The organism is Pseudomonas sp. GW821-FHT02A11 (assembly GCF_059421985.1).
This window is the reverse complement of sequence record NZ_JBWKWB010000010.1, coordinates 46,030-60,745: the sequence shown is the minus strand read 5'-3', so window position 1 is coordinate 60,745 and position 14,716 is coordinate 46,030. Positions and strand designations below refer to the sequence as shown.

General features: G+C 59.3%; 4 protein-coding genes. 1 reads left to right on the top strand and 3 read right to left on the bottom strand.

Features of this window, described 5'->3' with window-relative positions:
- Nucleotides 1–163 precede the first annotated feature (163 nt).
- From AC07V9_RS16060 to AC07V9_RS16050, 3 genes are read right to left on the bottom strand one after another with little or no spacing between them, the layout of a single operon-like run.
- Nucleotides 164–751, bottom strand: a complete 588-nt coding sequence (locus AC07V9_RS16060; protein WP_495016658.1) for a hypothetical protein — start codon at nt 749–751, stop codon at nt 164–166.
- Nucleotides 748–11,949 (bottom strand): two-partner secretion domain-containing protein, encoded by an 11,202-nt coding sequence (locus AC07V9_RS16055; protein WP_495016657.1) that lies wholly within the window; start codon nt 11,947–11,949, stop codon nt 748–750. The genes AC07V9_RS16060 and AC07V9_RS16055 overlap by 4 nt, the downstream gene beginning before the upstream one ends.
- 21 nt (nt 11,950–11,970) lie before the next feature.
- Nucleotides 11,971–13,671: a ShlB/FhaC/HecB family hemolysin secretion/activation protein gene (locus tag AC07V9_RS16050; RefSeq protein WP_495016656.1), complete on the bottom strand. Its 1,701-nt coding sequence runs from the start codon at nt 13,669–13,671 to the stop codon at nt 11,971–11,973.
- Between the two features lie 264 nt (nt 13,672–13,935).
- On the opposite strand from AC07V9_RS16050, the gene AC07V9_RS16045 reads away from it, so the two are divergent.
- Nucleotides 13,936–14,694 (top strand): hypothetical protein, encoded by a 759-nt coding sequence (locus AC07V9_RS16045; RefSeq protein ID WP_495016655.1) that lies wholly within the window; start codon nt 13,936–13,938, stop codon nt 14,692–14,694.
- The last annotated feature ends 22 nt before the right edge of the window (nt 14,695–14,716 follow it).

Below are 14,716 nucleotides of genomic sequence, written 5' to 3'. Positions count from 1 at the left end.
TCAACTAAATTTATAGCGGTGATGTCGTCTGCACTTAAGCTGACCTTAAAACCACAAAAAACTGTTTCACTTGAGTGGGTTTGAGGATGCACTTAAGCCGCGAATAGCAAGATCATCTATGTTTTCGGCATCGTTACCATTTGTTTTGTATCAACGCAAAAGATTAATTAGGAATCTCTATATAAAATGAATTAGCATGAATCTCCCAAGACATCCAGCCAGGAAAAGGCGGGGCATTGAGAGCACCCTCCAAGTGGTATTTTTCACAAGACATGCTCAAAAAACATGGCGAATTAAGTTCTTGAATTACTTTGAGCCCTGTGGAGTTTTTTCTGTCCTCTGCGTATTCAACAACTGTACTTTTTGAAAAAGAAACACCTGAAAAGACAAACCAACACCCACCAACAAACTCATTCATAGCATATATACTTTCAGATTTACTTATATACTGCACCCATTCCCCACCTTGACTACGAGCCCTCAAAAGCCCGTCTACAGATTCCCATTCATCATATTCAGCCTGCCTTGCAGCATCGTAAATATAATGCACGGGAAATATATTTTCAGCACGAGCACTTTCACTTTTCTCGCATTTAGTAAGCGCGACACCATCAAAATCATTTTCAAGCCTACAATATGGCAGGACTAGACCCTTTTCAACAAATACCCGAAGCGAATCCCCTGCAACGCTCCACCCTCCGTAGATGCAATCAAATGTAACCAGGGCTTCAAAATCTATTGAAACTCTCATTTTATTTTCTCCAAAACGATCGTTTTCATACTGTCCAGATTTGTAATAACGCTTCCATCTGTACGAAGGAAGGTCTGCCCTGAAAACCGAGAGTCCAGTGGGCCGTCCTGTATAACTCTCACTCCCAAAAACTCAAGATCAGACGCACTGGGAAGCTTTCCGTAAGGGTTTGCGGCGTTCGCGTTGATGAAAATCTTCCCACCTGGCTCAACCACCCGAGTTGCTTCCGGCAAATAATCCATCATAGAGAAGGTGCCTCCCGCTTCTTTTGGAATGAATGGGTTGCTAGCAACAATCTCTCCCACTGAGCCGTCTTTAAAAGGTAGCTGCCTTGCATCCGCACGAATACCAGACTGAATATCCGCACTTATATCAACGTTTAAGGCTCCCGGTGTCTGCGAATTTTTCCCACCAAACAAATCGATTGTAGGTTTCAAAGCTGAATCAGCTGCTTTTCCTACGTCTTTTGCTCCTGTTGCGAGTATATCCTCAGCACCCTCCCCCACCAATCCCGCAGCGCGCCGCTCGGCCATATAGGCCATAAAACCTTTGGCCGCCGAGCCTCCTAGGCCAGTCGCTGCCATCAGCAGAATATCCTTCTCACTCAACAGCGGCACAATCCCGCCACCAAGGATCGTGGTAATCTGCTGATAGGCGTTCTGATTCTGCCAGTTAGACGTACTGATAGAGCCGATTTCACTTTGATGCTGAAGTGCAGCCGCCGGGCCAAATTGGTTTGCCCACTCAACCGGGATAGCACCAAAGTCATCCCCAGAGGTCGCGTTCCCGAGATTGCTGTTGAATAACGTTGAATCCTTGTACTGCGCAGCGGTCGCCGAAAACGCGTAAACTGCATCTCCTTTCGCAACGATCGGCGTTCCGTCCGACCAAGTCAGTTGGATCTTTTGGTTTTTGAGCTGGGTGACTACTTCCTCAGCAACGGCCATATCGTCCAGCAAACGCTGCTTTTCAGGGTTTACATCTGCTCCAGTGTCCAGGATCGCCTTGAGCTGAGCGGCAGCGGTTGCATCAATGTCCGCTCCTGCTTCGAGGTTGAGCAGGGCTTCCCACGAAATACCAGAGTTACTCTTGCCCTGTTCATCCAGTTTGGCGGCTTGCGCAGCCAACATTTTCTTTTCAAAGGTATGAAGCTGGCGATTGTACGATTGGGCGTTGCCAGCAATCTCCGAGCCCTTCGATATGTCTCCACCTACAGCGGCAGCGGCGAACAGGCCTACCAACTTAGACGCAGCGTTCACCATACGGTCATGATCGGTCGCATCGGCGCCCTTAAGAAACTCGCTTTTGTCTAGGTATTCAATTAACGCCTCGTTTGCACCCGCAGCGGCAGCGCCGGTTTTGAAATCTCCCCCCATTACCTCGGAGAGAAGTCCGCCGACGACAGCGTGTAGGGCAATTTTGTAGGCACCACTCTCTGGCAGGTCAAACTTCTTGCCGATGTCACCTACGCCATTAAATGCAGTGGCTTGCAGTACAGTGAACACACTCCCCATCATCGAATCTTTGAAAGTGCCAGTGCCCAACGCCTCGTTGAGCGCACCGTTTACTGCGCCGCCTGCCAGCTGAATTGCGCTAAACCTGGCCAATGCCGCCGGATCCATAAGGCTAGGTACCACACTAGGCCCTGTTATTTTGCCGGTCGCGGAGTCCATGCTGGCGCCAAACCAGTTCGAACTCGCGTAATTGATGAAGCCGGCTGTAAGTCCGGATACCGCCGCGCTTTGCAAGCTTCCTTTGCTGAAAGTGTCCTTGACGACCGCGCCAAGGTTGCCTTTGTTACTGATTGCACTGTTAGCTGCGGTAACCTCCAGACTCACTACCACAGCGTTCGCCAAGCCAGCACTGAACGTACCTGCGGTGGCCCCAATCAACCCGGCGCCCGCACCACCCGTTAAAGCAGCGAGCAAAATGGCCAGCACCAACTGAGCTCCAGCCCCCAGTCCTGAATGCGAGTATTTGAAAGACTGGTGAATCTCTTGCACCATCCTCCAGTCGACATCCCCCCTCTTCTCGGCGTCCTTCAGCCAAGCCAAATCAGGGCTTGCAGTAACCATCGCATCAATGGCTTCGCTGACGGTCTGCTGATTAACCTGCTTCACATCGATATGCAGACCGTCCACCGCGTGAATCGCCAAGTTACCTTTGGCGACCAATTCACTCTGACGCAAGGTCTCATCGGTCGTGCCTTTCCCGGACATGGATGTCCACGCGAGGCTCGTGTTGCTCTTCTCATGACTTTCCTGATGAAGATCTTTCACACCTTCAAAAGTGATTGCACCACCACTATCGAGAGTCAGGTCTTTACCACTCTCCAGCTTGGCCACCTGGTAGTGCTGATCGCCTCCGCTGACCAGCATCATGTTGCCGCCCGAGGTGATCTCGCTGCCGATGTTGGTGACCTGAGTCACCTCATCGCGTTTGGTTTTCTTGGCGCCGAATGAGCCCTTTTTCTTCTTGTCGTAAAGCGAGTAGTCGCTGTCCTGTGCGGCGAGGATGTCGAGCTTGTCGCCCGCTACCAGGTAGGCCTCGTCGCCTGCGGTGATGCGGCTTGAGATGACGGCAAGATTCTGCCCGGCGCTGACGGCGACGCTGCCGCCTGCGCTGATCTCGGTCGAGACTTGGCTGACGTGGTCTTCCTGGATCGTTAGCTTCTTGCTCTTGGACAGGAAGTGATCTTCATCGGCCGCCGAGGCGATGGTGACGTTCTCGGTCGCGGCAATGGCGATGTCACGCTTGGCGTCGATCTGCGTGGCGATGGCGTTGACGTCGCGTCCCGCCTGCACCGATAGATCTCGGCCTGCGCTGAGGGTTGAGGTGGTCTGGGTGACGTCGCTGCTGGTGTGCTTGCTGTCCAGCACCAGGCTGTTGACCACCTGGCTGGAGACCGTGTTGACGTCACGTCCAGCATTCAGGGTCAAGTCACGTCCGCTCTGCAGCGCACTGCCGATGTTGTTGATGTCTCGACCTGCGGAAACGCTCAGGTCATTTGCTGCCTCAATGCGTGCAGCGTTGTCTGCATAGTCCTTGTGCAGTTGGCCGCGTGTACTGCTGTCGAGCGAGGTGATGGTGCGTTCGTTGGTGACGTCACCTCCAATGGCGGTCACGGTGACGTCGCGACCGGCGATGACGCCGCCCGTCTTGTTGGTGATGTCGTTGCCTGCCAGTGCATCCAGACGGTTGCCCGCCTGCATCAGGCCGCTGTTGACCAAATCCTTGCCTGCGGTGGCCGACAGATTGTTGGTGGCTTTGAGGGTGCCAACGTTGTCGAGATTTTCGCCTGCGATGAGGGTGACGTCGTTGCCGGCGATCAGTGCGCCATTGGGTGCCAGGCGGTTGTCGGCCTGGGCGAGATACAACACGGGCACCAGCACTTTTTCGCCATTCACTTCGTGCTCTTCGAGCCAGACGATGTCGTGGGTCAGCGCAGCGACTTGCTGAGAGGTTAGCGAGACGCCAACGGACAGGTTCAGCGCGTCCTTGCTGGCGATGGCGTTGTTCATCAGGTACTTGAACTGATCCTCGTTGGAGGTCTGTCCATCGATGAAGGCCTGGCCGGTGCGTGCGGTGATGGCCTGTTGTACTAGACGTTGCTCGTAAAGGCCGTCGCCGAGGCGCTTCTGCGCCAAGTCAGGGTCGTAGCCCAACGCCGAGAGCATGTAGTCCGAGCTCATGAACTGCTTGAGGTCGGTGAGCACGGGGTTGGTTTCGATGAGGTATTTGCCGGTGCTTGGATTGGCAGCAGAGCTTGGCAAGCCTTGAACGCGCGTCAGTCCTTGCGGATTGTTATCGACGTTGACAGCGCTGACGCTGGCGCTCACACCCGCATTCTGACGATCTGCAACGGTCAGCGATTGCCCCGTCGCGGTCGGTGCACTGGCATCGGCTACCAGTACGTCTCGGGATGAGATGCCGGGCAAGACTTGGTCGCGCTGCGTCGCGGTGACACTAGCGTTGCCAAGGCTCCAATTCTGAGGGGAAGCGCTGGCTTGGGTACCGCCCTCTGCGCTAAGACGAAACAGTCCGTTCTGCCCAGCCGGAAGACTAAAGCCTGGAAGGCTTGTTGGGTCGACCTGCTGTTGAGCCAGATCAGGTGGCAGCTGTGCGTTCAGTCGAACCACAACCGTGCTGCCTGTTCCGCTTGCGCGTGTGTCGGCGACCTTATTGGTACCCGCTGCAGACGCGTAGTCTTCGTGGATGACGCTGTTTTGCAGATCTTTGGTAGCGGTGATGGACACATTGCCGGCCGCCTGAATCACTGCACTGCGGCCTGCGCTGCCGGTGCCGTCTTTGGCGACTTCTACATCGCTGATCAGTGCCAGCCCTGCAAGCTCCGATGGCAGCTGTGCAAGGTTTGAAGCGTTGTATTGTGATGCTGGAAAACCGCCCCAAGCATAACCAACAAGGGTCGCCGGATAACGGTAGCTTCCGACGACTTCGCCGGTTGCAGCGTCCTTCACGCCGATGTATTGGTGGTCTTCACGCTCACCTTTACCGCCGCGCTCGGTATAGATTGCGGAATAAGGGACACCCAATGCCAGGTCGCCGTTGGCATTGACGTAGTAGACATTGGGGAAATCTGGGTTGTTACGTTGGTTGTAGGCGTCAATAGTCGGCATGAATCGCTTGACCGTGCCGTCAGTAACGTCCTGCCCCGTGATGGCTCCGCCCTGGTAGTACGTTCGCGTACGCTCGACCGTGCCGCTCACCGCACCGATGTTTTTGACCGTGTCGGCCTGGATCGAAATATTGCCGCCTGCGCTGACGATGCTTTTGCTGTTGAGAAAGGTGCTGCCGGTGAAGGTGAAATTGCTCCCGGCAGTCAACAGCGCAGAAGAAGTGGTATCGCTGTCCTGCCCGGCGTCGAAGGTCTCCCGGGCGATGTAATTGACCTCGTAGTGATCGCCGCTGCAATCGAGGCACTGCACGGCGATGAAACCTTTGACGAGTGTGCGCCCGACTGCAAAATTTTGTGTCCCGTCCGAGCCCTCGGTACGGTTTTCGAACGCTGTTGCGTTGATTGTGAATGCGCCGCCGCTCTCCATCGAACCGGAGATATTCGAGACCTGATTGGCGCGCGCCGTGCCATACCCGCCCACGGTGAGGTTGCGCAGGCTGTAGAAGTCGCCCTTGAGGTTGGTCAGCGTGGCAGTGTTCAGCTGCATGTCCGTGCCGCTGAAGATAAGCCCCTGGTTGCTCAGCGCAGGTGTGGTCACAGTGAGAGCCTGAGCCGCGCCCAACGTGCCGTAGTTCGCGAGACCACCCGCGTTCACGATCAGGTCGGTGCCTGAGGTGATGTGCCCATAGCTGGTCGCCGAACCTGAAATGTTGAGGTCGGTGCGTGCACCACCGGCAATGCTGGCAGCGCTGCCCATGGCCAGCTGACTGGCTGTGAGGGCCAGGGTGCCAAGGCTGCTGGCTCGTCCGTTGCCGCTGTAGCCGCCACCCAGGGTCAGGGTCAGCGTTCCGTCACTGGCGATGACACCATCGTTGATCCAGTTCCCGCCCGTGCCGACAAAGGCGCTCGATGCGAGCAATTGCCCGGTCGCTGTCTGCGTGAAGTTAGTAACGTTGACCTTGAGCGTGCTGGCCTGAATGACGCCATTGTTTGTCCAGCTGTCAGCGTTAAGGGTCAGTGCACCCCGGCTGATGAAGCTACCCCCGGCGCTCATGATGTTGGCCGTGGAAACACCGAAGTTGCCATTACCCACGTGCAATACAGTGCCGCCGCTGTTAAGCAGACTGCCTACACCGAGGTTCAGGTCAGTGTTCGCGGTTTCCAGGGTGCCGTTGCGGTTATCAAACAGGCCGCCAATCTGGAAGTTCGTCGTGCCGTTGGTGCCCAGAGCCCTCAGTTTGCCGGTCTGGTTGTCGAGGCTGGCAGCGCTGATGTTGAGGGTGCTGTCGCTTTCGATGATGCCCAGACGGTTGTTCAGCGCGCCGCTCAAATTCAGGTCGATTTGCTCCCCGGCGATCTGGCCGTCGTTGTCGCCGCTGTTATCGAAACTGTTGCCGGTGACGTTGATTTTTTGCTTGGCGTACAGGCCGCCGTTGCGGTTGTCAAAGTTGCCGCTACCGGTGTTGATCAGCGCGTCACCGGTCTGCGCGGAGAGGCGACCGCCGTAGTTGTCGATGCCCGCCAGGGCGCGAATGTCGAGGCGTTGCGCCTGGGTGATGCCGCCCTGGTGATTAACGTCGTAGCCGTTTTTCAGCACGCCGGTGATGCGCGCGGTGAAGGCGTTTTGCAGACTGGAGAGCACGCCGCCACGGTTGTCGACGTTGTTGGCGGTGAGGTTGAGATCGCCGCCCTGAGCGATGATCTTGCCGGTCTGGCTGTCGATGTCGCCGCTGATGGTCAGGTTCAGTGCGCCTTGGCTTTGCAGCGTGCCCCGGCTGTTGGCGAGGCTCGCGGCCTGCACTGTGAGGCCGGCATTTTTGCTGTAGATCAGGCCGTCGTTGGCGTTCTGGATCGCGCCGCTGGCGGTCAGCAGCAGTGGGGCATTGGCGGCGACAGTGCCTGCGTTACTGTTGTCCAGGCCGCCAGTGAACAGGGTCATGGCCTGCTGGCTGGCGAGTTGACCGCCCTGGTTGTTGATCTGCGTAGCACGACTGATCAGCAGATCACCCGCACTGGCGAGCTTGCCGTGTGTGTTGGTCAGGTTGCCGAGCAGGTCAAGGGTGACACCGGCGTTGCTGGCGATGCTGCCAGCGCTGTTGTCCAGATCGGCGCCGGTGAAACTCAGGGCCTGTTGCGCGTTGATCGTGCCAGCCGCGTTACCCAGTTGCGCGGCGGTGACCGTCAAGGCGGCGCCACTGTCGATCAGGCCGTTCTGGTCGTTGTCCAGCAAGCCGCTGACGGTGTAGGTCTGCCCTGCTCCGCTGGACAAAATCCCGCCCCGGTTATCGACGCTGGATGCGTTAACGGTCAGTGCCTTCTGGCTGACCACCGCGCCGTTGCCCGCATTGAGCAAGGCGCCCGTGAGTTCAACACCGACGTTGCCATTACGGCTCGACAGCGTGCCGCCATTGCGGTTGTCGAGGCTGCCGCCGCTGACGTCGAGCCCTTCCCAGCCGGAGATCAGGCCGAGTTGGTTGAGCAGCGAATCGGCATTGAGGGTGAGCTGCTGATTGCTGATCAGCTTGCCGTTGCTGTTGTCCAGCGTGCGGCCTGTGAGGCTGATGCTCTGGCTGCTGGAGATTTCACCACCAGCGTTTTTCAGGTCGCGCAGGTGGCTGATCGTCAGGGGATTCTGGGTGGTGATCAGACCGTCTCTGTTGTCGAGGTCTGCGCCGTTCAGGTCGAGGTTCAGCGCAGTGGCGCCCAACAGCGTGCCAGCGACGTTATTGATGCCGGACGCTTTCAGACTGAGGGTTTGCGCGGCATTGATCAGGCCGTCATTGCTGTTGCTCAACAGGCCGTCGACGTTGAGGGTCAAGTCGCCACGACTGGTCAGGGTGCCTGCGCTGTTGTCCAGGGTGCCGCTGCGTGCATCGAGGCTGGCGGCGGCAATCATGCCTTTCACGTTGGTCAGGGCCTGAGCGACGCGCACGATCAGCGCCTGATTGCTGAGCAGTTTGCCGTTGCTGTTGTCGAGGCTGTCGGCGTTGAAATCGAAACCCAGGCTGCTGGAGATTTCGCCGTTCTGGTTGTTCACGCCTGCGAGGTTTTTCAGCAGCAAGGCGCCGGGGGCGTTGATCAGGCCGTTCTGGTTGTTGAGCTGGCCATGGTTCAAATCCAGGGTCAGGCTGGCGTTGCTGAACAGTGTGCCGCCTTGCTGATCGAGCCCGCTGACGCTGGCGATCAGCGCCTTGTTGCTGCCGATGCTGCCACCGGTGCTGTTGCTGAGGTGTGCGGCGCTCAGCTCAAGGCTGTCGGCACTGGTCACGCGCCCGTTGTGGCTGTTGTCGAAATCGCCGGTGTGAATCGCCACCGCGCCTTTGCCGCTGATGCTGCCGTTTTGCGAGTTGTCCAGGCTGGCACTGTTGAGGGTCAGGCCGCCATCAGTGATCAGCTTGCCGCCTCTGCTGCTGACGGCGCCGGTGCTGTCGATGCTTAACGCCCCGGCACTGGACAGACTCCCGCCGTCGTTGGTCAGCGAGGCGCTGCGAACACTGAGCGTGCCTTCGCTGCTGAGCAGGCCAAGGTTGTTCAGCACGTCGCCGCTCAGGCCTAGATCGACGTTTTGCAGGCTGAGCAGGTTGCCGCCGCTGTTATCCAGGCGTGTGCCGGCCAGGCTCAGGCCGGTTTTGCCTGACAGCACGCCGTTGTTGCGGTTGGTGAGTTGATCGACCGCCAGGGTCAGGTTTTTCTGGCTGATCACGCGCCCCGCATCGCTGTTATCGAGCTGCTGCGCCGTCACGCTGATCGCGTCCTGGCTGGATACCTCGCCACCTCGGTTGTCGATGTTGGCGACGTTCAACGTCAGCAGGCCATTGGCGCTGAGCAAACCGTTTTGGCTGTTGTCGAGCCGGGTGCCGGTCAGGCTGAGGCTTCCCAGCGCTATGAACTGGCCGCCCTGTTGCTGCAGGCCACCGATGTTGGCGATGAGGTCTTGCTTGCTGGCGATTTGTCCGAGGCTGTTATCGATGCTAGCGGCGCTGAGCACCAACTTGCCGTCGGCGATCAGCGCGGCGTTGCGGTTGATCAGAACGTCGTCGACGTCGAGGGTCATCGCGCCACGGCTGCTCAGCAGGCCGTCGGTGTTGTCGAGACTTCCCGCGCCAGCATCGATGGCCGCTGCGGAAATTGCGCCGTTGACGTTGGCCAACGCGTGGGCGACGCGCACTATCAAGCTCTGATCGCTCAGCAGTTTGCCGTTGCTGTTATCGAGACTGTCGGCGTTGAACGCAAAACCCAGTGCGCTGGAAATTTCGCCGTTCTGGTTGTTCACGCCAGCAAGGTTTTTCAACAGCAAGGCGCCCGGCGCGTTGATCAGGCCATTCTGATTGTTGAGCTGGCCGTGGTTGAGGTCGAGGGTCAGCGTGCCGTTACTGAAGAGCTCGCCATTTTGTTGGTCGAGGCCGGTGACGCTGGCTGTCACAGCCTTGGCAGCGGCGATGCGCCCCCCGTCCTGGCTGGTGACCTGCGCTGCGTTGAGGCTCAGGCTGTCGGCGCTGGAGAGCTGGCCGTTGTGGCTATTGTCGAACGCGCCGGTGCTGACAACCGTCGCGCCCTTGCCGGAAATTGCGCCCTGATTACGGTTGTCCAGGCTGGCACTGGTCAGCGCCAATGTGCCGTCGGTGCCGATCGAACCCTGCTGGTTAAACACCGCACCGTGGGTGGCGACCGACAAGGCACCGGCACTGGACACCTTGCCAGCGGTGTTGGTCAGCGTTTCGGCGGCGACGTTAAGCGTGCCTTCGCTGCTGAGCAGGCCGCTGGCGTTGTTAAGGTCACCGCTGAGGTTAAGGCTCACATCGGTCTGGCCAGACAACGTACCGCTGCTGTTATTCAGCATCCCGCCGTCGAGGCGCAACGCGCTGCCTGCGTAGATCAGACCGTTGTCCTGGTTGAAGACATTGGCAATGTTGAGGTTCATGGCGCCGCCGGACAGCAGCCTGCCAACGCTGCTGTTGTTCAGCTGGCTGGCCTTGATGCGCACATCGGCGCTGCTGGAGAGCTCGCCGCTGCGGTTGTCGATGTCCGAAACATCGAGGCTCAGCGCTTTTGTCGAACCCACCAGGCCGCCCGCGCGGTTGTCGAGCTGGCTACCCTTGAGGTTCAGAGTGCCTTGGGCGACCACTTCGCCTTTCTGGTTGTTCAACGTGGTGAGGGTGGCGTTGAGGTCGCGCTTGCTGGAGATGCGCCCGTTGCTGTTGAGCACCACATCGGCGTTGACCAGCCCTGCCCCGCCTGCGCTGATCAGGCCGTTCTGGTTGTTCAGCGTGGCTTGGACGTTCAGGGCCAGATTGCCCCCGGCAGTGATCTGCCTGCCGCTGTTGTCGAGGCTCTGGCTCGTGGTGGCGCTCAGGTCGCGGCTGGCAATCACCGTTCCGTTGTTGCGCAGGTTCTGCGCATTCAGCGCCACATCACCCGCTGCGTTGCGGCTGTTGCCGGCGTTCACCCCCGCTTCCACGATCGCGTTGTTGGTCAGCTGGCCGTTGCTGCTCAGGCTGATGCGATCACGTGCGGCGATGTTCTGCTGGATGTTTAGCGCGTCGCGGGTCTGCATGTCGACGCTGTTGCCGTACACCGCACCCTGCACATCGGCACTGGCCGCCTTGACGTTGACCGCGCCGTTGGCCGCGACCTGGGCCATGACCAGTTGGCCGTTGGCGTCGATCTGGATGTCGCCTGCGCTGGCGGCCAGGTTGGCGAGCTTCACGCCGACACCGGCTTCGGTGCCCACCAGGCGAATCGCGCCAGCGTACATGCCGCCCAGTGCCGAGCTGTCGATGGCCAGTTGCGGTTTTTCGCTGCCGCCGTCGGCCAGCGCCGTGGCGTTGAGGGTCTGGACGTCGACGTCGTTGCGACCGGTGACGATATTGAGTTTTTTGGCGTGCAGCTCGGCGTTGATTTTCGCGCTGCGGGTGATGATGTCGAACTGGTCGACGTTGTCGGCGCTCAGCCCTGCGCCGTCGATGGAGACGCTGCCGCCGTCGACGTGAAAGTGATCGAGCCGGCCGTTGTCGAGCACCGGTTTGCCAGTGGTCAAGGTCACTTGCGGCGTGTTGATGAAGCCGCAGCCGTTGCAGCTGATGCCGTAGGGGTTGGCGACGATGACATGGGCCGACTGCCCGGCCACTTCGGTATAGCCCTTGAGTTGCGTGGCGTTGGCGCCGGTCACTTCGTTGAGGATGGTACTGGCGGCGCGGCCGTTGAGGTTCTGGTTGCCGAGGATGATGCCGCCCAGCTGCGTGCTCTGGGTGCGGTCGGTGGCGTTGTTGAGGATCACGCCCTGAGTGCCGACGTTGTACTGCTGATACTGGTTGTGGGAAAGCCCACTGGCATTGGGCGCGGCGATGTTGACGATGGGCACGCCGTTGCCCGCCTGGCCCAGCGTGGTGTTGGTGGTGCCGCTCACGGCAATGCCATCGGCCTGGGCCAGCAGCGGTTGCCAGAACATCGCCTGCACCAGAATCAGCGCGATGCCACGCTTGGGCAGGCCGCAGAACGACGGTCGCTCGATCAGTGTCGCGCAGGGTTGGCGGGCAAGAAAGTTGAAGAAACGAACGTCCATGTCAGGCATCCCGGCGAAACGTTAGAGGAAAAAGTCCAGGCGGAAATAGATCGGCGATTCACGCTCGATCAGGCCGGCCGGACGCTCCAGAGAGTGGGCAAAGGTGGCGGTCGCCGCGACGTGCTGGCCACGGGCGAAAAATTCGAATGAGTTGCTGGACAAGCGCCCATGCTGGTCGCCGTTGTAGCGATCGTTGCGGATCACGCCCTGGTCGTAACCGACGGCAGTGCCATAATCGCCGAACACCGGGCGCAGCCATTCCAGGGTCACCGGGCGGGTCAGGCGCAGTTCGTTGCGCCAGTAGCCGCCGCTGTCGCCGGACAAGAACTGATCCTTGTAACCGCGCACCGACGCCGAGCCGCCCAGGCTCATGCGCTGGGGGCTGAACAGCACGTCTTCGCTGCGCTGCCCGGTGGCCAGGCTGGTGAAGGTCAGGCTCTCGCCCAACAGCTTGAACGGCTGCAGGTAGCTGACCGTGCCGGTGTACTTGCGGTACCGCGCATCGGCCTCGCCAAGGCCGGGGTGGTTATTGTCCTGGGCACCGAAGGCGCTGATGCCCTGCTGCATGCCCAGGTCGACGTTGAGAAACGCCCCGCCGATACGACGCCCGTGGTTGATGCCGTACTGCACTTCGCTGATGCGGTTGCTGCTCAGCGCCAGGCGGCTGTCTTCGATGTAGTTGTTGGTGCGCAGGTTGGACAGACCGACGTTGAGCGAGGTCTTGCTCAACGCGTCGCGATAGATGACCCGCTCGGCGCGCACCTGGTGGGTCTGGCTGTCGCCGCTCTGCTTGAAGTTGAAACCGTTGGCCTGCACCTGAGAGCGAAAATCGCTTTCGCTGTAGCTGTAACTGAAGTTCCACCAGCCCCACGGCAGGGTGTAGGCCAGCGAAGCGTTGTGCGAGGTGTGCGCCGAATCGGTCATTGCATCGTGGCCGCCGCGCAGGCTCAGCTGATCGGCCAAACCCAGCGGGCTGTCCCACTCAAGGCCGGTATTCCACTGCTGTTCGCCGGTGCTGCGCTGGCCATCGTTGTTGCGCGACAGGCTCGCGCGCCAGGGTTTCTGCGGGGTGTTCTTGACCAGCACGTCACTGCCGCCAACGGCTTGGCCGGGGGTCAGCTCCATTTGCGCCTGATTGGATGGCAACCGGTTGAGCTGATCAACCATCTGCTCGATCTCGCGCAGGTTGACCAACTGCCCTTCCCGCCCCGGAAACGCCATGGCCAGCTCGCGATCACTCAGGCCGCTGTTGGCATCGCTTTTGAGCTTCTCAAGGCGACCTTCGATGACCAGCACCTGCAGCTGCCCCTTCGACAGATCCTGTTGCGGCAGGTAAGCGCGGCTGGTGACCAAGCCCTTCTCGATGTACAGATCGGTGATGACTTTCAACAGTTCGTTGAGCTGCGAGACGCCCAGGCATTGGCCCTGATACGGCTGGGTCAAACGTTTGCGCTCAGACTCGAAAAGTGAGTCGGCGCCTTTGAGTTCAATGGTGGTGATGGTGAAGCAGCGGCTGTCGGCGGGTGCGCTGGGTTGCACCGGCGAGCCTTGCTTGCCGGGCAAATCCTTGAGTTCTTCGAGGCGGCGTTGTTGCTCTTGCAGCAGGCGGTCCTGGCGGTCGCGGATCAGGTCTTGATCGCCGGGGGTGGGCGCGGCGTTGACTGAACAAGCGATGAGGGTCAGCAGACACAGCAGCCCGACCTTCGAAACAGAAGAATCCACGAAGCGTCCTTGCAATAGCACAGTGATATCAATGAGCGGTGGCGATACTAAAGAGCCACTACTTTGACGTCAATTACCGGACGACGACCGCTTGTCGGATTTGTTACATCTTGAAACATTGGCAACAATCATGAATTGCAGCACAGAAGTGAGGGGAATGATCGGGCATGCCTGTCTGGCATGGGTCGACTAGGGGTGTAACAACAAAAAAGCGATCATCCGGGTAAGGGGTGATCGCTTGGGATGTGACTTGCGTGAGCGCTAGTGAGTGAGGCGCTCGTAGTCCATTTCGCCGGCCACTTCGCGGAAGTTCATGTGGTCCAGCTGTTTGCTCTGTTCAGCCAGACGCCCAGCGCCAGCCTTGTCAGCGCCATCGGAGGCCAAGCCGCGTTCAGGCTGGCCGTTGGCGGCGACAGCGTTTGCGCCGACATGATCAGCGCCATCGGACGCTACGCGGTTGGCACCTACTCGATCCGCGCCATCGGCTGCTACTGCGTTGGCACCCACGTGGTCTGCGCCATCGGCTGCGACACGATTGGCACCTACTCGATCCGCGCCATCCGCCGCTACGCGATTGGCACCGACGCGATCTGCGCCATCAGCCGCTACGCGATTAGCACCGACGCGATCCGCGCCATCAGCTGCGACACGATTGGCACCCACGCGATCCGCGCCATCAGCCGCTACGCGATTGGCACCGACGCGATCCGCGCCATCAGCAGCAACACGATTGGCACCGACGCGATCTGCGCCATCAGCCGCTACGCGATTAGCTCCGACGCGATCTGCGCCATCAGCCGCAACGCGATTGGCGCCTACACGATCTGCGCCATCAGCCGCTACGCGATTGACACCGACGCGATCAGAACCATCAGAGGCCGTGGCATTCGCGCCTACATGATCAGTGCCATCGGATGCCGTAGCGTTGGCCCCCACATGATCGGCTCCATCGGAAGCCGTCTTGTTCGGCCCTACCTTTTCGGAGCCATATTCTGCAACTGTCTTGCCTTGATCCACATCTGAAGCCGCATAAGCAGCGGACACA

Excerpts from the sequence above, each read along its gene's own strand:
- AC07V9_RS16060 (WP_495016658.1), bottom strand. The coding sequence starts at position 751 with ATGAGAGTTTCAATAGATTTTGAAGCCCTGGTTACATTTGATTGCATC.
- AC07V9_RS16055 (WP_495016657.1), bottom strand. The coding sequence starts at position 11,949 with ATGGACGTTCGTTTCTTCAACTTTCTTGCCCGCCAACCCTGCGCGACA.